The 21,176-nt window shown below is 72.5% G+C and carries 20 protein-coding genes; 9 read left to right on the plus strand and 11 right to left on the minus strand.

The features are described from left to right. Nucleotides 1-21 precede the first annotated feature (21 nt). The 4 genes from WA640_RS10545 to WA640_RS10560 form a co-directional block, all read right to left on the minus strand. Complete coding sequence (locus WA640_RS10545) at nt 22-1,038, minus strand: LacI family DNA-binding transcriptional regulator (protein ID WP_106363813.1); 1,017 nt, start codon at nt 1,036-1,038, stop codon at nt 22-24. Between the two features lie 172 nt (nt 1,039-1,210). Next, nucleotides 1,211-1,990 carry an ATP-binding cassette domain-containing protein gene (locus tag WA640_RS10550; RefSeq protein WP_335987607.1) on the minus strand — a complete coding sequence of 260 codons (780 nt, stop codon included), beginning with the start codon at nt 1,988-1,990 and terminating at the stop codon, nt 1,211-1,213. Further along, nucleotides 1,987-3,024: an ABC transporter permease gene (locus WA640_RS10555; protein ID WP_335987608.1), complete on the minus strand. Its 1,038-nt coding sequence runs from the start codon at nt 3,022-3,024 to the stop codon at nt 1,987-1,989. Before WA640_RS10555 ends, WA640_RS10550 begins: the two co-directional genes overlap by 4 nt. 30 nt (nt 3,025-3,054) lie before the next feature. Continuing rightward, nucleotides 3,055-4,119, minus strand: a complete 1,065-nt coding sequence (locus WA640_RS10560) for a substrate-binding domain-containing protein (protein WP_335987609.1) — start codon at nt 4,117-4,119, stop codon at nt 3,055-3,057. Nucleotides 4,120-4,288: 169 nt separating this feature from the next. Between WA640_RS10560 and WA640_RS10565 the strand changes: the two genes are divergently transcribed. After that, nucleotides 4,289-5,287, plus strand: a complete 999-nt coding sequence (locus WA640_RS10565; protein ID WP_442904743.1) for a LacI family DNA-binding transcriptional regulator — start codon at nt 4,289-4,291, stop codon at nt 5,285-5,287. 2 nt (nt 5,288-5,289) lie between these two features. Here the strand turns inward: WA640_RS10565 and efeB are convergent, their stop codons facing one another. Genes efeB through efeU form a run of 3 tightly spaced genes read right to left on the minus strand, consistent with a single transcriptional unit; the run spans nt 5,290 to nt 8,536 of the window. Beyond that, nucleotides 5,290-6,543 carry an iron uptake transporter deferrochelatase/peroxidase subunit gene (gene efeB, locus WA640_RS10570; protein ID WP_335987611.1) on the minus strand — a complete coding sequence of 418 codons (1,254 nt, stop codon included), beginning with the start codon at nt 6,541-6,543 and terminating at the stop codon, nt 5,290-5,292. 12 nt (nt 6,544-6,555) lie between these two features. Next, complete coding sequence (gene efeO / locus WA640_RS10575; RefSeq protein ID WP_335987612.1) at nt 6,556-7,689, minus strand: iron uptake system protein EfeO; 1,134 nt, start codon at nt 7,687-7,689, stop codon at nt 6,556-6,558. A gap of 7 nt (nt 7,690-7,696) precedes the next feature. Further along, the gene (gene efeU / locus WA640_RS10580) at nt 7,697-8,536 is read right to left on the minus strand and encodes an iron uptake transporter permease EfeU (RefSeq protein WP_335987613.1); all 840 of its coding nucleotides are present in this window, start codon (nt 8,534-8,536) and stop codon (nt 7,697-7,699) included. A 206-nt stretch (nt 8,537-8,742) separates the two neighbouring features. Between efeU and WA640_RS10585 the strand changes: the two genes are divergently transcribed. Continuing rightward, nucleotides 8,743-9,312: a permease-like cell division protein FtsX gene (locus WA640_RS10585; RefSeq protein WP_335987614.1), complete on the plus strand. Its 570-nt coding sequence runs from the start codon at nt 8,743-8,745 to the stop codon at nt 9,310-9,312. Here WA640_RS10585 and WA640_RS10590 read toward each other — a convergent pair. Both WA640_RS10590 and WA640_RS10595 read right to left on the minus strand, forming a co-directional pair. Then, the gene (locus WA640_RS10590) at nt 9,300-10,544 is read right to left on the minus strand and encodes an MFS transporter (protein ID WP_335987615.1); all 1,245 of its coding nucleotides are present in this window, start codon (nt 10,542-10,544) and stop codon (nt 9,300-9,302) included. The genes WA640_RS10585 and WA640_RS10590 overlap by 13 nt on opposite strands. 197 nt (nt 10,545-10,741) lie before the next feature. Continuing rightward, nucleotides 10,742-11,305, minus strand: coding sequence for a TetR/AcrR family transcriptional regulator (locus tag WA640_RS10595; protein WP_335987616.1), 564 nt, complete (start codon nt 11,303-11,305; stop codon nt 10,742-10,744). A 79-nt stretch (nt 11,306-11,384) separates the two neighbouring features. Between WA640_RS10595 and WA640_RS10600 the strand changes: the two genes are divergently transcribed. The 6 genes from WA640_RS10600 to WA640_RS10625 all read left to right on the plus strand — a co-directional run bounded on the left by WA640_RS10600 (nt 11,385) and on the right by WA640_RS10625 (nt 18,159). Then, nucleotides 11,385-12,359, plus strand: a complete 975-nt coding sequence (locus WA640_RS10600; RefSeq protein ID WP_335987617.1) for an aldo/keto reductase — start codon at nt 11,385-11,387, stop codon at nt 12,357-12,359. A 43-nt stretch (nt 12,360-12,402) separates the two neighbouring features. Next, complete coding sequence (locus tag WA640_RS10605; RefSeq protein WP_335987618.1) at nt 12,403-13,371, plus strand: helix-turn-helix transcriptional regulator; 969 nt, start codon at nt 12,403-12,405, stop codon at nt 13,369-13,371. 52 nt (nt 13,372-13,423) lie between these two features. Next, complete coding sequence (locus WA640_RS10610; protein WP_335987619.1) at nt 13,424-14,119, plus strand: TetR/AcrR family transcriptional regulator; 696 nt, start codon at nt 13,424-13,426, stop codon at nt 14,117-14,119. Continuing rightward, nucleotides 14,116-14,991 carry an alpha/beta hydrolase gene (locus WA640_RS10615; RefSeq protein ID WP_335987620.1) on the plus strand — a complete coding sequence of 292 codons (876 nt, stop codon included), beginning with the start codon at nt 14,116-14,118 and terminating at the stop codon, nt 14,989-14,991. The genes WA640_RS10610 and WA640_RS10615 overlap by 4 nt, the downstream gene beginning before the upstream one ends. A gap of 130 nt (nt 14,992-15,121) precedes the next feature. Continuing rightward, nucleotides 15,122-15,694: a DUF7144 family membrane protein gene (locus tag WA640_RS10620; protein WP_442904727.1), complete on the plus strand. Its 573-nt coding sequence runs from the start codon at nt 15,122-15,124 to the stop codon at nt 15,692-15,694. Nucleotides 15,695-15,903: 209 nt separating this feature from the next. Then, nucleotides 15,904-18,159 (plus strand): alpha-L-arabinofuranosidase C-terminal domain-containing protein, encoded by a 2,256-nt coding sequence (locus WA640_RS10625; RefSeq protein ID WP_335987622.1) that lies wholly within the window; start codon nt 15,904-15,906, stop codon nt 18,157-18,159. Nucleotides 18,160-18,220: 61 nt separating this feature from the next. Here the strand turns inward: WA640_RS10625 and WA640_RS10630 are convergent, their stop codons facing one another. Beyond that, on the minus strand, nt 18,221-19,426 hold the full coding sequence (locus WA640_RS10630; RefSeq protein WP_335987623.1) for an MFS transporter: 1,206 nt from the start codon (nt 19,424-19,426) through the stop codon (nt 18,221-18,223). Nucleotides 19,427-19,525: 99 nt separating this feature from the next. On the opposite strand from WA640_RS10630, the gene WA640_RS10635 reads away from it, so the two are divergent. Next, nucleotides 19,526-20,611 (plus strand): helix-turn-helix domain-containing protein, encoded by a 1,086-nt coding sequence (locus tag WA640_RS10635; protein WP_335987624.1) that lies wholly within the window; start codon nt 19,526-19,528, stop codon nt 20,609-20,611. A gap of 3 nt (nt 20,612-20,614) precedes the next feature. Here the strand turns inward: WA640_RS10635 and WA640_RS10640 are convergent, their stop codons facing one another. Next, nucleotides 20,615-21,148 (minus strand): GNAT family N-acetyltransferase, encoded by a 534-nt coding sequence (locus WA640_RS10640; RefSeq protein WP_335987625.1) that lies wholly within the window; start codon nt 21,146-21,148, stop codon nt 20,615-20,617. Nucleotides 21,149-21,176 lie beyond the last annotated feature (28 nt).

Below are 21,176 nucleotides of genomic sequence, written 5' to 3' on the forward strand. Positions count from 1 at the left end.
ACTCCAATGTGGGCGGAAGGGCTAGCGAGGGGCGGCCACGGACGTGCGCCGGGCCGTCGGGCAGGGCATGAGGTGCTGGACGGGCGCGGCGTCCGGGTCGTCGAGGCGGCGCAGCAGCTCGCGGACGGCCCAGCGGCCCATCTCGTAGTGGGGCAGGGCCGCGGAAGTCAGCCCGGGGAACAGCTCGGGGGCGATGAGCTCCTGGTCGTCGTAGGAGACGATCGACAGGTCGCCGGGGATGCTCAGCCCGAGTTCGGCGGCGGCGCGGTAGACGCCCATCGCCATGCGGTCGTTGTAGCAGAACACGGCGGTCGGCCGGTCCTCCTTGCGCAGCATGCGCATCGCGCCCTCGTACCCGTCGAGGGTCAGCGCGTGCTCGACCTCGACGAGCAGGTCGCGGTGGTCGATCCCGTTGGCCTCCAGGCGCTCGCGCCAGGTGGCGAGCCGGATCGCGCGCGCCTCGACGTCCTCGGCGGTCGTCAGGTGCCCGATCCTGGTGTGCCCGGCCCCGGTCAGCTCGGCGAGCACGCCGAGCGTGCCGCCGCGCTCGTCGGGCACCACCGAGGACGCCGAGCCGTCCGCCGTCCGCGCGTCCAGCAGCACGTGCGGCGTCGACCCGATCCCCTTCGGCACCTCGATCACCTGGTGGTACATCGTGGCGAGGAGGATGCCGTCGATCTGGCGCTCCTGAAGGGCCGCAATCGCCTCGCCGGTCTCGGCGGGGTCGCCGCTGGTGTCGATCATGAGCAGCAGGAACCCGGCCTCGCGGGCGGCGTCGTGCGCGCCGCGGATCATCTGGCCCGCGAACGGGGTGGTGGCGACGTCGTCGCCGATGAAGCCGATCATCTGCGTGCGCCTGGTCCGCAGCCCGCGGGCCACGGTGTTGGGGCGGTAGCCGAGCTCGGCGGCGGCGGCGCGGACCCGGTCGCGGGTCTCCGCGCCGATGCGCGTGCCGCCGGTGTCGTTGAGCGCCATGGAGGCCGTGGCGGTCGAGACGCCCGCGGCGCGGGCGACGTCGGCGAGGCGAGGTTTGGTCACCGTTGATTCCTTCCGATGGTTAATCGATTAACTAACGCGGCATGCGTTCATGACGTGAAAGTTAATCGATTAACCCTCACGCTACTCAACCGCAATCGCCGCGGCAACGCCCCGCCGGTCACGATTCGGCATCGGGCCGCGGCCCGGGCCCGGCGCGCGCCGGGCCCGCCGCTCAGGCCCGCGCGGCGCCGGTCATGATCGCCACCGCGTCGGTCATCGAGTGCGACTGCGGCGTGATCGTCGCCGCCCGCTTGCCCAGCCGCTGGATGTGGATGCGGTCGGCCACCTCGAAGACCTGCGGCATGTTGTGCGAGATCAGGATGACCGGCACGCCCCGGTCGCGCAGGCTCGCGATCAGCTCCAGCACCTGCCGCGACTCGCGCACGCCCAGCGCCGCGGTCGGCTCGTCGAGCACGACCACCTTCGAGCCGAAGGCCGCCGCCCGCGCCACCGCCACGGCCTGGCGCTGTCCGCCCGAGAGGTTCTCGACCGGGACCGTGACGTCCTGGAGGGTCGTGATCCCCAGCTCGGCCAGCTCCTCTTTCGCCCTCTGCCGCATCCGCTTCGTATCGACCGCGCGCAGCACCGTCCCCAAGGGACCCGGCTTGCGCAGTTCGCGCCCCAGGAACAGGTTCGCGGCGATGTCGAGCGCGGGGGAGACCGCGAGGGTCTGGTACACCGTCTCGATGCCGAGCGCGCGGGCGTCCTGCGGGCGCTTGAACTGCACCCGCCGCCCTTCGAGCCGGATCTCGCCCTCGTTCGGGATCTCCGCGCCCGTGAGGCACTTGATGAGGGTCGACTTCCCGGCGCCGTTGTCGCCGATGACGGCCAGCACCTCGCCCGGGTACAGGTCGAGGTCGACGCCGTCGAGGCCCACGACCCTGCCGTAGGTCTTGACCAGGCCGGTCGCCTGGAGGATCGGCTCGCGGGAGCCGGACTCGTCGGTGCTCATGCGCGCGCCTTTCGGATCCACTGGTCGATCGAGACGGCGGCGATGATGAGCACGCCGACCGCGAAGGTCTGCCACAGGATGTCGACGCCGACCAGGGCGAGCCCGTTGCGGAAGACGCCGACGATCAAGGCGCCCAGCAGGGTCCCCCAGACCGTGCCGCGCCCGCCGAACAGGCTCGTCCCGCCGATGACGACGGCCGTGATCGAGTCGAGGTTCAGGTCCACCCCGGTGTTCGGCGAGGCCGCGTTCGACCGTCCGATCTGGATCCACGCCGCGACGGCGAGGATCGCCCCGGCCGCGAGGTAGACGCTCGCGAGCACCCGCTGGACCCTGATGCCCGCCAGCCGCGCCGCCTCCGGGTCGTCCCCGGCCGCGTACACGTGGCGGCCCCAGGCCGTGCCGTGGAGGATCAGCGCCAGCGCCACGTACAGCACGAGCATCATCACCACGCCGATCGTGATGTTCACGCCCCCAAGGGAGAAGGTCTCCCCGGTGAGCGTCAGCAGGTCCGGCATGTCCCCGCCGCGCACGGTCGCGCCGCCCGAGTACAGCAGCGTCAGCGCCAGGAAGACGTTGAGCGAGCCGAGCGTGACGATGAACGGCGGGAGCTTCAGCCTGGTCACCAGGAACCCGTTCAGCGCGCCCGCGCCGAGCCCCACGGCCAGGCCGAGCACGAGCCCGACCGCCGCCGGGACCCCGTTCTGCACGGTGGTCTGCGCGACCACCATCGACGCGAGCACCATGACCGCGCCGACCGAGAGGTCGATCCCGGCGGTGAGGATGATGAGCGTCTGCGCGAGGGCGAGCGTCCCGACGACCGCGACCTGCTGGCTCACCAGGGACAGGTTGGACGGTTCCAGGAACCGCTCGTTGAGGCCGCCGAAGACGGCGACGGCGGCGATGAGCACGATGGCCGGGCTGATCGCCGGGTGGCGGTGGAGGAGGTTGCGGACGGTGCGCAGGGGCGTGGACCGGTCGAGGAACTCCTCGGCCAGGTCCGGCTCCGCCGCCGCAGCTGCGTTCTGCTGGTTCACGTTCGCTCCGATGTCTCGACGTCTGCGGGCCTAGCCCCAGCAGACGTCGCCCGCCTCGGTGGAGGTGATCGAGTCGATGCCCTCGTGCGGCTGGTCGGTGACCAGCTCGACGCCGGTGTTGAAGAAGTCGAGCCCCTCGGTGGTCTCGGGGGCCTCCCCGGTCGTGGCGAGCGAGTGGATCGCCTCGACGCCGAGTTCGGCCATGCGCACCGGGTACTGCTGGCTGGTCGCGCCGATGGTCCCCGCCGCGACCGCGTCGACTCCGGCGCAACCGCCGTCGACCGACGCGACGATCAGCCCTTCGGTGGCCCCGGCGGCCTCGAACGCCTCGTACGCGCCGTAGGCGGCCGGCTCGTTGATCGTGTAGACCACGTTGATGTCGGGGTTGATCGACAGGAGGTTCTCGGCCGCGGTGCGCCCGCCGTCCTCGGCCCCCTGCGAGGCCTCGTGCCCGACGATCTCGTACTCGCCGCCGGAGTACTGCCCGGTCGCGGCCTCGTCCCCGAAGGCCTCGGGGTCGGCGGTGTCGATGCCCATGCCGTCCAGGAAGCCCTGGTCGCGCTGGACGTCGACCGAGACGATCTTGTCGTCGAAGAGGTCGATCATCGCGATGACGGCCTTGTCGCCGCCGAGCTGCGCGGCGGTCCACTCGCCGATGCGCTGGCCTGCAAGGAAGTTGTCGGTGGCGAAGGTGATGTCGACCGACTCGGGGTCGGACGGCGGCGTGTCGAGGGCGATGACGTACAGCCCCGCGTCCCGCGCCCGCACGAGCGCGTCCTCGACGCCCGGCCCGTTCACGGTGATGAGGATGCCGTCGTCGCCGCGGGAGATGGCGTTCTCGATCGCCTGGATCTGGGTTTCCTCGTCGCCGTCCTCGCGGCCCGCCGCGAGCGTGAGGTCCACGCCCGCCTCCTCGGCGGCGGCCTCGGCGCCCTCCTGCATGGCGACGAAGAACGGGTTGGCGGTGGTCTTGACGATGAGCGTGACGCCGACGGTGTCCTCATCGGAGCCGCCGGAGCAGCCGGTCAGCGCGAGGGCGCCCGCGGCGAGCGCGCCGGTCGCCGCGAGGGCCCGGCTGCGTAGGGTGCGATTCATCGGTGAATCTCCTCCTGGGGGGTCGAGCATCGCCGCCCGATTGACAACGATGTCAACGACAGTTGTAATTCATGTGGCCGTGTAGAGTCAAGACCACACGATCCATGGAGGTCAAATCGTGACATCGTTGTCAGAGCGACAGGTCTCGGGCAACGGCTCCCGCCCGACGATGCGGCAGGTCGCCGAGCTCGCCGGGGTCGGCGTCAAGACCGTCTCGCGGGTCATCAACGGCGAGCCGAACGTCACCGCCGAGACCGCGCAGCGGGTCCTCGACGCCGCCCGCGCCCTCGACTACGAGCCGGACCTCCACGCCGGGAACCTCCGCCGCGCCGACCGCCGCACCCGCACGCTCGGCCTCCTCGTCGGCAGCGTCGACAACCCCTTCGCGGGCGCCGTCCACCGCGCGGTCGAGGACGCCGCGGCCGGGCGCGGCGTCGCCGTCTTCGCCTCCAGCCTCGACGACGACCCGCAGCGCGAACGGGAGGCCGTGTCCGCGTTCCTGCGCCGCCGCGTCGACGGGCTCATCCTCACCACCGCCACCGCCAAGCAGACCTATCTGCTCCCGGAGCTGCGCCGCGGCACCCCGATCGTGTTCGTCGACCGCGAGCCCTCCGGCATCGAGGCCGACGCCGTCGTCAGCGACAACGCGGGCGGCGCCGCCCGCGCCGTCGAACACCTGCTCTCCCACGGGCATCGGCGCCTCGCCTACCTCGGCGACCTCCGCGGCATCACCACCGCGCACCACCGCCGCGAGGGCTTCCTCGACGCGATCCGCCGCGGCGGCATCCCGGCTGCCGACGTCCACGTGATCGAAGACCTCCACGACGAAAACAGCGCCCGCGAGGCCCTGCTGCGCCTGCTCGACGGGCCCGACGCCCCCACCGCCGTCTTCAGCGCCCAGAACCTCATCACGATCGGCGCGCTCCACGCGCTGCGCGACCGCGGCCGCCACCGCGACACCGCCCTCGTCGGCTTCGACGACATCGAGCTCGCCGACCTCCTCGAACCCGGCGTCACCGTCATCGCCCAGCATCCCGAGGACCTCGGCCGCATCGCCGCCGAACGCGTCTTCGCCCGCCTCGACGGCGACGCCTCCCCGGCCCACCGCGTCGTCGTCGGCACCACCCTCATCGTCAGAGGAAGCGGCGAGATCCCCCCGCGACCCTGACGCTAGGCGAACAGTGTCCGGCCCCACCAGTCGTCGGCGTCGGCCACGCCCGGCGGGCAGGCGAAGAGGCCCGAGGAGACGTGCTTGATGTACTCGTTGAGGACGTCGTTGGCCGCCAAGGACTCCTGGACCGGGATGAACGCGCGGCGCGGGTCGCGCTGGTAGGCGATGAAGAACAGTCCCGCGTCGAGTCGGCCGAGGTCGTCGGTGCCGTCGACGAAGGAGTAGCCGCGCCGCAGCATCCGAGCGCCGTCGTGGTTCGACGGATGCGCCAGGCGCACATGCGCGAGCTCGGGGATGACCGGCTGGCCGCCTTCGGTCGCGTCGAAGTCGGGCTCGTCGAACTCGGCGGCCGCGCCCAGCGGCGCGCCCTCGGACTTGTCGCGGCCGAAGATCGCCTCCTGCTCGGCGAGCGAGGTGCGGTCCCAGGTCTCGACCATCATCCTGATCCGGCGGGTCACCAGGTACGACCCGCCGGCCAGCCACGCGGGGCCGTCGTCGGCGGCGACCCACAGGTGCTCGTCGAGGGCCTCGGTCTCCTCTGCCTTGAGGTTCGCGGTGCCGTCCTTGAACCCCATGAGGTTCCGGGGCGTGGCCTGCGTCCGCGAGGTCGAAGAGGTGCGGCCGAAGCCGAGCTGCGACCAGCGGACGCCGACCGTGCCGAAGCCGATGCGCGAGAGGTTGCGGATGGCGTGGACGGCCACCTGCGGGTCGTTCGCGCAGGCCTGCACGCACAGGTCGCCGCCGGAGATCGCCGGGTCGAGGTCGTCCAGCGGGAAGCCCGGCAGCGGTTGCAGCGCTTCGGGTCTGCGGTCGGCGATCCCGAACCGGTCCGCGCCGTCCGCAGTGGTGAACAGCGACGGCCCGAACCCGATCGTGAGCGTCAGCCCGGAGGCCGGGAGGCCCTGGGCCTCGCCGGTGTCCTCGGGCGGCCCGTAGTAGTCGCCGCCGACGGCCCCGCCGGGCCCGGCGTAGTCGCCGCCGCACATCCGCGCGGCGGCGGCCGTCCAGGCCTTGAGCAGGTCGACGAGGTCGTTCCGGTCCTCGGTGAGGACGTCGAACGCGGCGAAGTGGAGGCGGTCCTGCGCGGGCGTGACGATCCCGGCCTGGTTGGCGCCGAAGAAGTCGATGGCCTCGTCGGCGCCGCCGTCCGCCTGCGCGGCCGGGGCGTCGGGGAGGAGCCTCCCGGCGGCGAGCCCGGCCCCGGCGGCGAGGACGCCGCCGGCGCCGAGTCCGATCGCGGTGCGTCGCTTCATGGTCGGCCCCCGCTACCCGGCGATGGCGCCGGCGACCCGGCTGACGGGTTCGGCGAGCGCGTTGATCGCGTCGGACAGCGCCTGGAGTTCGGCCTCGGTCAGTTCATTGTGGAGCCGCCAGCCGTCGCCGTCGCGGTGGGCTTCGAGCGCGGCGTGCGCGGCGGCGAACTGCTCGTCGAGTTCGGCGACCAGGTCGGGGTCGCGTGCTTCGAGGACGGGCCGCATGGAGGCGACGGCGGCTTCGGAGCCTTCGAGGTTGGCCGCGAAGTCCCACAGGTCGGTGTGCGAGTAGCGGTCCTCCTCGCCGGTGATCTTGCCGGTGGCGATCTCGTCGAGGAGTTCCTTGGCGCCGTTGGCGAGCTGGAGCGGGGACAGCTCCTCGGACGCGGCGCGCTCGACGACCTCCTGGACGTCGGTCATGAGCTGGTCGGCCACGGGTGCGGAGGCCGAGACGTCGCCGGTGATCCACAGGTCGTATTCGAGCCGGTGGAAGCCGGTGAACGCGGGGTCGGTCGGGCCGGCGGGGAAGTCGTCCTCGCGGGCGTCGACCTTCGGGTCGAGGTCGCCGAAGATCTCGGCGACCGGCTCGATGCGCTCCCAGTAGGTGCGGGCGACCGGGTAGAGGGCCTTCGCGCCTTCGACGTCGCCGGCCTTCACGGCCTCGGTGAACTCGCCGGTCTTGTCGAGGAGCGCTTCGGACTGGTTCGCGATGTACGTCTTGTAGGAGTCGACCGCGGCCTGGAGCGCCTCGTCGTCGCTGAGGTCGGCGGCCTCGCCGGTGACGGTGAAGACGCCGCGGATGCCGTCGCCTGTCATGCCGGGCTTGCAGGCGGTCTCGTACTCGTCGGCGGGCAGCTCGACGATGAGCTCGCGGGTGAGGCCGGGCGTGATGTTCTCGACCTCGCCCATGACCCGGTTGCCTTCGGCGTAGACGTAGAACTCGGTGACCTTGGTGCCGTCGTTGCTGACCGCGAACGTGACCGCCCCGGCTTCGGCCTCGGTGGCGGCGACCTCGCAGGAGTCGTCGGTGGCGGTCACCGCGATGGGCCCGCCGTCGGCGCCCTCCTCGGGCTTCTCGGTGCAGGCGGCCAGGCCCGCGGCGGCGAGGGCCGCCGCGACGGCGGCGGCGATGCGGTGGTGGCGCATGGTTCTCCTAATCGGTTGTCTCGGTCGCCGCGGCGGGCACGGGAGCGGGTTGCTTGCGGGGCATGAGGAACAGGACGAGGACCGGCACGAGGTACGCGGCCCAGGCGATCGTCTCGATCACGGTGGGGGCCGGGGTCAGGTTGAACATCCCGGAGAGGATCTCGGCGTACCAGGTGCCGGGGGCGAGGACGGGGCTGAGGTCGAACGCGAGGTCGTTCAGGCCGGGCAGGTCGCCGGCCTCCTGGAAGTCGTGGACGCCGTACTTGAGGAGCCCGGCGGCCACCAGGACCAGCAGCGCGCCGGTCCAGGTGAAGAACTTGGAGAGGTTGACGCGGATGGCGCCCTGGTACAGGCCGAAGCCGATGGCGACCGCGACGGCGATGCCGCCGCCCGCGGCCCCGAGCGAGGCGGCCGGGTCGTCGGCGTAGTCGACCATCGAGTACAGGATGAGCGCGGTCTCCAGGCCCTCGCGGATCACGGCGAGGAACGCGATGAGCACGACCGCGAAGGGCCCCATGCCGATCGCTTCGCCCAGCTTGTCGCGCAGGTCCCCGGCGATGTGCTTGGCCGCGCCGCGCATCCAGAAGATCATCCAGGTCACGAACGCGACCGCGAGCACCGAGGTGATCGCCTCGAAGCGCTCCTGCCTGGTGAAGCTGAGCCGCGTGCTCCCGTACTGGAGCGCCGCCCCCGCCCCGATCGACAGCAGCACGGCGACGGCGACGCCGCCCCACACGTGCGGCAGGTACCGGCGCTGGTCGGTCTTGACGAGGCAGGCGACGAGGATGCTGACGATGAGCGTCGCTTCCAGTCCTTCGCGCAGACCGACGAGAAAGGTCGCGAACAAGGGGTGCTCCTAGCGTGGTGGGCGGCCGACCGACAGTAACTTAGGTTAGGCAAGCCTCCGACCACGGGTCAACCCGCGACGGTCACAACACGGCTCCAACTCCGACACCACCGCCGGCGACCGCGGCGCGGCGGGTCGGTGGGTGACCGATGCGAACGACCTTCGCTCGTACCCACCGGTTTCTGCTTTTTCAGTACCCTGGGGCCATGTCCACGATCACCGGTCCTGCCAAGATGCCCCTCGGCCGAACACTCGCGATTGCGGCCCTGTGCGTGGGAGTCGCGGTCGCCGGGACGCTCGCGTACTTCCTCCTCCGCGAGGAAGAGGTGCCGGCCCATGAGTTTCCCGGCGACGTGGATGTGATCATCTACCTTGAACGCGACATCGAGGACGACGTCCTGGAGCAGATTGAGACTGCGCTCCAGCAGCATCCGCTCACCGAGGAGGTCGAGTTCGAGTCCCAGGCGGAAGCCTTCGAACACTTCCAGGACACCTTCGCAGACCAGCCTGAAATCCTGGATAGCGCAGAGGCCGATACGCTGCCGTCCTCCTTCCACGTCAAACTGACCGACAGCGATCGGTCTGAGGAATACGTTCAAGACTTCGAGAACGTCGAGGGCATATACGAAATCAGCGACATGGTGGCGCTCTACCGATACTGGGAACCGGCCTGCATCGAGTTCGAGGACAAGGGAATCAGTCCTGACGAGGAGGACACTGAATCGATTCTCTACGAGATACAGCAGGCATGCAGGAACTTCGGTTACACCCTCTGAACCCGCTCTGCGGAGCGGCGGGCCGCTCCGCCGAACAGGTCGACGGCCTCCCGTGATGCGAGGCCGATGACCAGGGCGGTCAGGGCCCCCGTGGCGGCGCAGATGCCGATCGCGAGCGACGGGGAGAGCGCCTGGGCGAGCAGGCCGCCGAGGGCGATGCCGAGGCCCTGCGCGGTCTGGAGCCCCGCGGCGGCGAAGCCGATGGCGCGTGAGCGCATGCCGTCGGGGATGAACAGGGTGAAGCGGACCTGGGCGAGCACGATGTAGGCGTGGCAGACTCCGGCGAGCGTCCACAGTGCGAAGGTCGCCCACAGGGGCGGCGCGGCCGCCGTCGCGGCGAGCGCCAGGCCGGCGGCGACCGCGAGCGGGACGGTCAGCCGCCGCCGCCACTCGGTTCCCAGGCGCGCCACCAGGAGCGCGCCGACGGCGGTGCCGATCACGATGGAGGACATGAGGAGCCCGACCGACTCCCGGCCCGCGCCGATCTCGGCGGCGTAGGGGGCCGCGAGCGCCTCGGCGACCACGTAGAGGCCGACCAGCCACACCAGGCCCGCGATGGCGAGGAGTCGCTTGTCGCCGACGACGAGACGGATTCCAGCGAGGGCGAACCCGCTGCCGCGACGGGAGCTCGGGTCGTCGTGCTCGGGGACGTGCGGCCCGATGCCGAACTGGAGGAGCGCCGCCGAGACCAGGAACGTGGCGGCGTTGACCGCGAGCGCGGTGTGGGGGCCGTAGGCGTTCACGATGACACCGCCGAGGGCGAACCCGGCGATCTGCGCGATCTGGTCGGTGGAGGTCGCGATGCTCATGCCGACCGGGAACAGGTTCCCCGGCAGCGCTTTGGGGACGGTGGCGATGCGGGCGGCCGAGAACAGCGGTTCGGGGCAGGTGACGGCCACCAGCAGGACCGCGACGATCGGCAGCGGCAGCCCCGGGATGGCCATGGCGCCGATGAGGACGGCGCGGAGGAGGTCGACGGCGACCATGACGGCCCGCCGCGAGTACCGGTCGGCCAGTCCGGCCAGGAGCGGGGCCGTGATGAGCGGCGGCAGGTACGTGAGCGCGTAGGTCAGCGCGGTGAGCGCCGCCGAGTCGGTCCGCTCGAACACCAGCAGCGCGACGGCGACCCGCGCGATCTGGTCGCCGACGCGCGACTGGGCCTGGGCGAGCCAGAGGAATCGGAACTCGCGGACGGCGAGGACGTCGCGGAATCGCGCGGCGGGTTCGGTCATGTGACTGCCTGTCAGTGCTCCGGGGAGTGCCCGGCGGGGTGGGGCGGATCGTGTCCGGAACCATTGAAACCCATTGGGGCACTGGAAGACAAGTTCGAGGAGGCCCGCGGCCGCAACAGGTTCGGCGTGCCCTGCCCTCACTTCCGCCGCGGCCGGAACCCCTCCTCAGCGGCGGCCGGCGCGTGTGCGCACGCGGGCTACTTCGGGGTGTCGCGCGGCTCGACGCCGTCGAAGAACACCGACACGACCGCCGCGCACGCCTGCTCGGGGCCGGCCGCGCCGTCGGCCAGGAGCCGCAGGGCCTGGGTGACCAGGCCGGTGAACAGCGCGAACAGCACCTCGATCGGCAGGTCCGACCTGATGCGGCCCTCGGCCACGCCGCGTTCGAGGAGGCGGCGGACGGGTTCGTTCAGGCGCCGGGCCGTCTCGGGGTCCTTCTGCGGCTCGTCGCCGAGGTTCGCCAGGAACGCGTACCGGGCCCCGGCGGTCATGAATCCGCGGCAGAGGCGCGCGACGCCCTCGCGGGCGTCGACGGCGTCCACGTCGGCGTCGGCGATCCGCTGCTGCACCTCCGCGGCGGCGGCCTCCACGAGGCCGCGCAGCAGCGCGTCCCTGCTCGGGAAGTAGCGGTACAGAGTCGCGCGCCCGACCCCCGCGGCGGCGGCGACCTCGGCCATGCCCGCGCCGGGCCCGCGTTCGGTGAAGACGCGGGCGGCGGCGTCGAGGAGGCGTTCGGCGGCGGGGTCGCGGCGTCGGATCATGGCGGGAGCCTAATCGAGAGACAAATATGTATCATGATGAGACACAATTGTCTCACGAATTCCCTCGACGGGAGGCGCCATGCAACTCCGCAGACTCGGCCGCACCGGCCGCGAACTCAGCCCGATCGGCCTGGGCTGCATGCAGTTCAGCAACACCGGCGCGGCCGGGCGGTTCTACCGCGCCACCGCGCAGGACACCGCCACCGCGATCGTCCGCGCCGCCCTCGACGGCGGCGTCACCTGGTTCGACACCGCCGAGATGTACGGCGGCGGCCACTCCGAGCGGGCCCTGACCACGGCCCTGCGCGAGCACGGCGTCAAGCCCGGCGAGGTCGCGATCGCCACCAAATGGCAGCCCGTCGGACGCACCGCCCGCAGCATCCCCGCCACCATCGGCGACCGCCTCGCCGCACTCCAGGACTTCCCGATCGACCTCCACCAGATCCACATGCCCCACGGCAGCCTCTCCTCCATCCCCGCCCAGGTCAAAGCCATGGCCCGGCTGCAAACCGACGGCAAAGTGAGCGCGGTCGGCGTCTCGAACTTCAGCGCCGCCCAGATGCGCCGCGCCGCCGCGGTCCTCGAAGGCGAAGGACTCGCGCTGGCCTCCAACCAGATCCAACTGAACCTCCTGCACCGCAACGCCGAGACCGACGGCGTCCTGGCCGCCGCCCGCGACCTCGGCGTCACGCTCATCGCGTTCTCACCGCTGCGGTCCGGCCTCCTCACCGGGAAGTTCCACGACGACCCCGAGCGCCTGAAGCAGGTCTTGCCGATCCGCCGCTGGATCGGCGGCTTCGGTCCCCGCGCCGTCGAACGCACCCGCCCGCTCATCGACGAACTCACGGCGATCGGCAGGGCCCACGGCGCCTCCCCGAGCCAGATCGCGCTCGCCTGGCTGCTCGCCTACTACGGCGACACGGTCGTCGCCATCCCGGGCGCCTCCCGCCCCGAGCAGGCCGCCGAACTCGCCGCGGCCGCCGAACTGCGCCTCACCGACGCCGAGACCGCCGCCCTCGACGCCCACTCCCGGGAGGCGACGGCGTCGCGCTGATCCAGGTGCCGCCGAGCGTCCGCCCGGGATAGGCTGGCGCGCTATGAGCCTGCGGACGCAACGACTCCTGGAGATGCTGCTCCTGCTGCGCGAGCACGGGCGGCTGTCGTCGCCGGACCTCGCCGCGCGGCTCGGGGTCACCACCAACACGGTGCTGCGCGACGTGCGGTTCCTCGTCCGGTCCGGCGTCCCCCTCGCCACCGAGCGGGGCCGGTACGGCGGGATCACGCTCGCGCCCGAGTACCGCACGAGCGTCGCCGGGATGGCCGACGACGAGACGGGCGCGCTCCTCGCGCTCGCCACGGGGGAGCGGGCCGGGGACGGGATCGGCGACGTGCTCGGGTCCGCGGTCCGCAAGGCCATGGCCGCGCTGCCCGCGCCGCACCGCGACGCCATGGAGCTCATCGACCGGCGCATCATCATCGACCCGGTGCGCTGGCGGCGCGAGGACGAGCCCGCGGGCGGGCTCGACGCGCTCAAGGAGGCGGTCTTCACCGACCGGCGCCTGCAACTGCACTACTGGCGCGGCGAAGGCGGCCTGCACGCCGACGTGATCGACCCGTACGGCCTGGTCGACAAGGCGGGCGTCTGGTACCTCGTGGCCGACGCGGAAGGCGGGCCGCGGCTGTTCGCGGCCGACCGGATCGTCGGCGCGAGGGTCCTCGACGAGCCCGCCCGCCGCCGCGCGGGTGTCGAGCTCGACGCGCTGTGGCGCGAGCTGCGCGACCGGATCGACGAAGTCGCCGCCGAGGTCCGGGTCCGCCGGGACGCCGTGGGCCGCTTCGTCTACCGCCACCTCGCCGACCTCGCCGCGCCGCCGCCCGAGGGCGGCTTCCCCGCGAACGACGACGACCCCGACTGGGTCCGCGTCAGGCTCCGCTTCCGGTCCGTCGCCGTGGCCCGCCGCCTGCTCGACTTCGGCACCGACGTGCAGGTCCTCTCCCCGCCCGAGCTGCGCGAGGACCTCGCGAGCACCGCCGCGGAGGTCGCCCGGATGTACGCCGCCGCCTGACCCGGCTCCCGGGTGGGCCGGGGCGCTCCGGAACCGCGTTAGGATACGACCCGTGACGTATCCTAATGTGCAATCGCGGCCCCCGGGTCGCCCGCGCGACGACGCCCGCGAGGCGGAGATCCTGCGGATCGTGCTCGCCCTGCTCGGAGAAGCGGGGATCGACGGCGTGACTTTCGAGGAGGTCGCCCGCCGCGCCCAGGCCTCGAAGAAGACCCTCTACCGCCGCTGGGCCACCAGGCAGGAGATGGTCGTCGCCGCCATCAAGGCCGGGCCCGCCGCGGGCAACAAGCCGGACCCGATCGACACCGGCTCGCTCCGCGGCGACCTGCTCGCCCTGCTCGAACGCCTGGAGGCGACCATGGAGGCGGGCTCCTCCGTCAGCCTCACCATCCTCCAAGCGGGCCTTCGCGATCCGGAACTCTGCCAGTACATCGAGGACTCCGCGGGCCCGACCGGCGCCCGCCTCACCGACGCCGTGCTCCGCGCCGCGATCGAACGCGGCGAACTCCCCGCCACCGCCGACCCGTTCGCCTACGAGGAGGTCGGCGCCGCGGTGCTGGTCCTCCGCAAGCTCAACGGCCTCACCACCGACGCGGCCTACCGCGAGGCGCTCACCGACGCCGTCCTCATCCCCGCCCTGCGCAGCGGCGTCGCCGCCGGACAGCACGGCATCTTCTCCGGCCGCCCCACTCCCGCCTCCATCCCGGCCGCCGATATCCAGACCACCGACCGAAAGGACCAGTCATGACCGCGATCCCCGGCTTCGCCTACGACCGCATCCCCGGCGCCGACGGCGTCGACCTCAACGTCGCCCACGCGGGCGAGGGCCCGCCCGTGGTCCTCCTGCACGGCTTCCCGCAGACCCACCTGATGTGGAGCGCCGTCGCGCAGGACCTCGTCCGCGACCACACCGTCATCGCCCCGGACCTCCGCGGCTACGGCGACAGCGACAAGCCCGAGGAGACCGCCCCGGACGCGTACTCGAAGCGCACCATGGCGAACGACGTCATCGCCGTCGCCGCCCGCCTCGGCCACGACCGCTTCGCCCTGGTCGGCCACGACCGCGGCGCGCTCGTCGGCGTCCGCGCGGGCCTCGACCACCCGGAGGCCGTCTCGCACCTCGGCATCCTCGACGTGCTCCCGACCCTGGACTCCTGGGACGTCCTGCACGGCGCCGACGCGAAGGTCGCCTGGCACCTCTACCTCATGGCGCAGCCGAAGGGCCTGCCCGAGCGGATGATCGCCGCCGTGGCCGAGGACTTCTTCGCGTCGTTCCTCGACGCTTGGGACCCCGCCGGGACCACGTTCGCTCCTGAGCTGCGCGAGCACTACCTCCGCGCCTCCGTGGACGCGGTGCCGTCGATCGTCGCCGACTACCGCGCCACCGCCGGGATCGACCTCGACATGGACCGCGCCGACCGCGCCGAGGGCCGCACCCTCGCCATGCCCGTCGCCGCGATCTCCCAGGACTGGGGGAGCAGGCTCGGCTTCGACCCCGAGAAGATCTGGGCCGCCTGGGCGCCCGACTTCGCGTACGAGCCGGTCGACCTGGGCCACTTCATGGCCGAGGAGGACCCGGCCCGCATCGCCGCGTTCGTGCGGGGCCTCCTGGCCCGCTAGCGGGACCGAATGTGAACAATAACCAATTTCTGATGGTTTCCGGCGTTACGATCAGGCTGATTGGCGGCCTGCGGGCCTGAGGGCACCGCCGGGTTCCGCGGCCGTCTCCAGGTCGAACGGAGGCATCACTATGGCGCAGAACAACAGCCGAGCGGCATGGGCGGCAGGGGGGACAACGCTTGCCGCGTGCCTGATGATCATGGTCGGCGTCTGGCAGGTCCTCATGGGCCTCGCCGCGATCGCCGAGGACGAGATCTTCGTGACCACGCCGAACTACATGCTCCAGCTCGACCTCACCGGCTGGGGCTGGACGCACCTCATCATCGGTGCGCTCGCGGCCGTGACCGGTATGTTCATCTTCTCGGGCCGCGCGTGGGCCCGCTGGATCGGCATCGTGCTCGCGGTGCTCTCGGCGACCGCGCAGTTCTTCTGGATGCCGTACCAGCCGCTGTGGGCGATCACCGTGATCGCGGTCGACGTGTTCGTGATCTGGTCCCTCGCGGCGACCAGCACCGCCGCCGAAGCCGAGTACGACGGCTACCGGGCCGGCGAGGCGTCCGACTGGAGCACCAAGGACACCCAGCCGGGCGAGCCCTTCGCGAACCCGAGCCGCACCATGTACGACCGCCAGACCGAGGACGCGCCGCCCGCGCAGGCCGAGTCGATGACCCGCCCCGCCCAGCGGCCCATGGACCCCGAGTAATACCCGCCGATACAGGGCCGCCCGGCATCGCCGGGCGGCCCTCACTCGCGGCCGGCGCCGCCCGGCCGCTTCCGCAGCGTTTCGAGCTGCGCGCGTAAGCCCGGCCCGAGGAGGCGCGGAGCTGCGAGGGGCTTGACACCACCGGTCCCCGAGCCGCTACAGTGTTCGTGCTTTACCGATAAACAGACCTTGTTCAGGAAGGCACCCCTGTGAGCCAGCGATTCACCGTCCGCGTCGGCGACGCCGTGGCCGAGGCCGCCCCCGACCTGTGGGGCCTGTTCATCGAGGACCTCAACGACGCCCTCGACGGCGGCCTCAACGCCGAGCGGGTCCGCAACGGCGACTTCGAGTTCGACGCCTCCGAGCGCGAGGGCTTCGGCCCGCTCACCGGCTGGTCCTCCGAAGGCGAGGTGTCGGTGCGGACCGAGGACCCGCTGCATCCGAACAACGTCCACTACGCGCGCCTGACCGGCCCGGCCGCGCTCGCGAACGGCGGCTGGGACGGCGTCGGCGCGGCCCGCGGCGAGCGCCTGCGCCTCTCGCTGTTCGCGCGCGCCGACGCCGACACCGCGATCGACGTCCAGGCCGCCGGAGGCGCCGCCGCCGTCCTCGAAGTGCCCCAAGGCGGCTGGCGGCTCGTGGAGGCCGACCTCGAAGCGGCCGCCGACGGCCGCGGGGAGCTGCGCCTCGCCGTCCCCGCCGGGGCCCTGGTCGACATCGACGCGATCTCCCTGCGGCCCCTCGGCGCGGACGGCGAGCCGCTCACCTTCCGCCCCGACCTCCTCCAGGCCCTGAAGGACCTCCACCCGAGCTTCATCCGCTTCCCCGGCGGCTGCCTCGCGCACGGCTACGGCCTCGCGAACATGTACCAATGGAAGGACACCATCGGGCCCCGCCACGAGCGCGTCCAAGCATTCAACATCTGGCGATACCACCAGTCCCGCCAGATCGGGTACCTCGAATACTTCGAACTCTGCGAAGCCGTGGGCGCCACCGCGATCCCGATCGTCGCCGCCGGGGTCTGCTGCCAGAACTCGCCCGGCGGCCAGCACGCGATCCCCGACGCGGAGATGGACGCCTACATCCAGGATGTGCTCGACCTCGTCGAGTTCGCCAACGGCGGACCCGAGACCCGCTGGGGCGCGAAGCGGATCGAACTCGGCCACCCCGAGCCCTTCGGACTGCGCTACCTCGGCGTCGGCAACGAGGACGAGATCACCGACCAGTTCAAGGACCGGTACGCCCGCATCGAGGACGCCCTGCGCGCCGCCTGCCCCGAGATCACCCCGATCGGCACCGTCGGCCCCGCCCCCCACGGCGCCGACTACGAGGCCGGGTGGGCGTTCGCGCGCGAGCGCGCGATCCCGGTCGTCGACGAGCACGGCTACCAGAATCCCCGCTGGTACCACCAGAACCTCGACCGCTGGAACGCCTACGACCCCGAGGGCCCCAAGGTCTACCTGGGGGAGTACGCGGCGTGGTCCAGCCGGGTCAGGTCGGCGCTCGCCGAGGCCGCGTACATGACCGCGATGGAGCGCCGCCCCGAGGTCGTCAAGCTCGCGTCGTACGCGCCGCTGCTGGCCCGCGTCGGGCACGCGCAGTGGACGCCCGACCTCATCTACTTCACCGCCGACGAGGTGCGGCCCAGCGCCTCCTACTACGTGCAGCAGGCGTTCGGCGCCGAACGGGGGCAGCGGGTCCACGCCGTCGAACTCGAAGGCGTCCAGCACCGTCCCGTGGAGCTCCCGACGATCGGCACCGCGGTCCTGTCCTCGGCGCGCGCCTCCGTCGCCTTCACCGGCATCAGGCTCGACGGCGAGCCGGTCCCCGACGCGCGCACCGGGATCGACGGCGACGGCGTGCGCCTGGGCTCCATCGACCCGACCGCGTGCGAGCTGGAGTCCACCGCCATCAAGGAGGACGGCGAGGACGGCTTCGAGGTCAAGCTCGGCCCCGAGGCCCCGGCCAGCTCGATCACGGTCTCGTTCGGTATGTGGCAGAACAAGTTCACCGTCGTCAACCGCTCGGACGACGGCATCGGCAACGGCGACCACGGGCCGGTCCCGTGGCGCGGCCTCCACTCGGGCGAGCCCGTCCACGTGAGGGTGAAACTCGACGGCGCGCGCGTGCAGGTCTGGGCCGACGGGGAGCTGCGCCACGACTACGAGCAGGACCTGCGGCCCGAGCAGCGGGTCACCGCGGGGGTCCTCTCCCGCGACGCCGACGGCGGCACCGAGTACGTGGTCCGCCTTGTCAACGCCGAGGACACCCCGAAGACCGCCCACGTGGCGGTCCCCGGCCCCGCGACCGCGGCGATCACGCTCCTCGCGGGCGCGGGACCCGACGACGGCGAGCTGTTCCACGCCTCCCCGGTGACCCCGGTGTCCTTGTCCGCCAAGGGCGACGACGGCGTCGACATCGAGCTGCCGCCGTGGTCGTTCGCGACGGCGGTCGTCAAGGCCTGACCGGGGACCGCGGGCACCGGCCCGCGCCCCAGAGGGAGGCGCGGACCTGACCGCCATGCGGTCACCGCGGGCTGAGGTCCTTCTCGGCGGCGACGGCGGCGGCCGAGGCGAGGGTCGCGGCGGTGAGGGCGCCCCAGAGCGCGGTCGGGCCGAGGGCGGCGAGGGTAGTGATCGCCGCGGGGGAGACGGCGAGGCCGAACCCGGTGGAGAGCTGGAAGCGGGCGAGGGCGCGGCCGATCGCGCGGGCCGGGGCGACGGCGGTGACGAGGGCGGTCGCGGTGCCCGCGTACAGGATCTCGCCGAAGGTGCAGACCAGCGACACCGCCGCGATCGCCGGGGCCGCCCAGCCGTGGCCGAGCAGGGTCGCGGCGAGGAAGCCGAGGTAGGAGACGCTGAGGACCACGCCGCCGGCCGCGAGCACTGCCCGCCGCGGGTAGCGCGACAGCAGCACCGTGACCGGCACCTGCAACGTGACCACCATGACCGTGTTCGCCACGAAGACGACCGCCGACCAGGCCGGGGAGGCGTCGAGCTGGGTCACCAGGACCAGGGGAAGCGCGATCTCGGGGACGTTGAGGCAGAACGTGTAGACGACGTTGGCGGCCAACAGGGTCCGCATCCGCGGCAGCGGCCCTGCGGGCTCCTCCCCGCCCTCGGCGTCCGCCGGGTCCGCGCGCAGGCGCACCGACCAGGTCAGGGCCGCCGCCGCGAGGTAGGCGAGCCCGGTGACGGCCGCGAGCGCCTGCAAGGCGGCGGCGCCGCCGGTGAGGAACGCGATGGCGAGGAGCGCTCCCGCGCCCATGCCCGCGTTGCGCAGGGCCCGCCCGGCCGCGAGGGCCGCGTCGCGTTCGCGCCCTTGGGAGACCGTCGCGACCAGCGCCGAGTGGGCAGCGGGCCACGCTTGATTGCCGACGCCGAGGAGCAGGGCCGCCGCGGCGAACGTCCACACGTTCCCGGCGGGCGAGGCGAGCAGCAGCGCCACGCCCAGCACCCGCACCAGCATGGACGCCGCCACGACGGTGCTGCGCGCGCCCCGGTCCAGCCACTGCCCCACGAACGGCGTGCACGCGAGGGCCGCGACGATCCCGGCGGTCATGGCGACGCCGGTGGCGGGCGCGGACAGCTCCAGCACGGTCACGCCGTAGAGCAGCAGGAACGGCCGGAGCAGCCCGGTGCCGATCGCGTCGATCGACAGGGCGACGGCGTAGCGGGGGCCTCCGGAGGCGCGGACGAGGTCGCGCGGCCGGGTCTTCAGGGCGGTCGGCATGGCGTCAACGATGCGGTCGGCCGCCTGCGGGGCCGCGTCGATTGACGGTGTTCGTCAACCGACGCGGCCACCGGTCCGGCGACCGCCGACAATGGGGTCATGGTGTTGCGGATCGATATCGGCGGACTGCCGCCCGGGCGGGTGCGGTTCTCGGTGTCCCCGCTGGCGGAGCTGACCGCGATGCTGCACGTGCTGGCCGAGCCCGCGCACCACCCGCAGCACGTCGGGTGGGCCGGAAGCGTCTGGGCCGGGCTGCGGCCGGAGCTGGCCGAGCGGCTCAAGGAGGCGGAGTTCCTCTGGCGCTCTTCACGAGCGGACTTCCTCGTGCCCGCGCGCCCGCGGCCGACGCTCGCCGAGGAGCTCGACGACGTGGACCGGATCGACGACGAGGCGTACGTGACCGCCGCACTCGTCACCACCTGCGGCAGCAACCGGGTCCGCTTCGCCGCCCCGTCGCCGCTCGCCGACGCGGCCGCGCGCGACCGGGCCCTGGGCCTCGCCCAGGCCCGCGGCGCGGTCCAGGAGGCGTTCGCGGAGCGGCTGCTCGCGGACCCCGCGGCCGTGCGGGCGCGCGTGCGCCGCACCCTTGAGGAGTGCGCCGAGGCGTTCTTCGACGCCGCCTGGGCCGGGGTCGCCGTGCAGCTCGCCGACGACCGGCGCCTGAAGAGCGACCTGCTGGCGCGCCGGGGCCTCGGTGCGGCGCTCACGTCGGTCTCCAGCGCCGTCGCGCTGGCGCCGGACGGCGGCGTCATCGTCGTGGACAAGCTGCAGGACTCGGCGACCGCCGCCGACGGGGCCGGAGTCACCTTCCTGCCCAGCGTCTTCGGCCGCCCGCATCTGGTCGCGGTCTACGCCGCCGGGTGGCAGCCGGTCGTCCAGTACCCGGTCGCCGAACCGGACGCGCCCGCGCCGGTCTCGCTGGAGACCGTCACGCTGCGGCTGGAGGCCCTCGCGCATCCCGTGCGCCTGCGCCTGCTGCGCACCCTGGCCCGCGGCGCGCACACCACCGGCGAACTCGCCCACGCTTGGGAGCTCTCACCCCCGGAGGTCTCCCGCCACCTCGCGGTCCTGCGCCGCGCGGGCCTCCTCACCTCCCAGCGCCACGGCCGCTACGTCCGCTACACCCTCAGCCTGTCCGACCTGACCGCACTCGGCTCCGACCTGCTGGCGGCCGTGCTGCGCTGAGCCCTAGGGCCGGTGCCAGTGGGCGTCGGCCTTGGCGAGGGTGAGGACGCGGGTGACGGTGCCGTCGTCGTTGTCCTTGTCGCGCATGTGCTTGAACCCGATCTTGCCCATGACGGCGAGGGAGGCGGTGTTCTCGGCGGCGACGGTGGCGTGGACGGCGTCGAGGCCGAGGACGTCGAAGCCGTAGGCGGTGATCGTCCTCGCCAGCTCGGTGCCCAGGCCGCGGCCCCAGGCGCGGTGGGCGAGGGCGTAGATGAGCTCGTGGCCGCCGGAGACCTCGGTCGGCTTGATCTCGGCGTGCCCGACGAGGAACCCGTTCTCGCGGACGGCCCACACGTCGAACGCGCCGGTGTCGTAGACCTTCGAGAAGACCCGCCGGAACAGCGCCCGCACGCTCTCCTCGGGCTCGGGCCCGTCGCCCATGAACCGCGAGACGCGCTCGTCCATGAACAAGGCGACGAAGTCCTCCTCGTCGGACGGCGTGTACCGGTCGAGGACGAGCCGTTCGCTGCGCAGCTCGGGTGATCGGGAGTCCATGACCGGGAAGTCTCGCAGTCGCGCCGCA

It is taken from the genome of Glycomyces sp. MUSA5-2, assembly GCF_037034145.1.
GTDB lineage: Bacteria > Actinomycetota > Actinomycetes > Mycobacteriales > Micromonosporaceae > Glycomyces > Glycomyces artemisiae.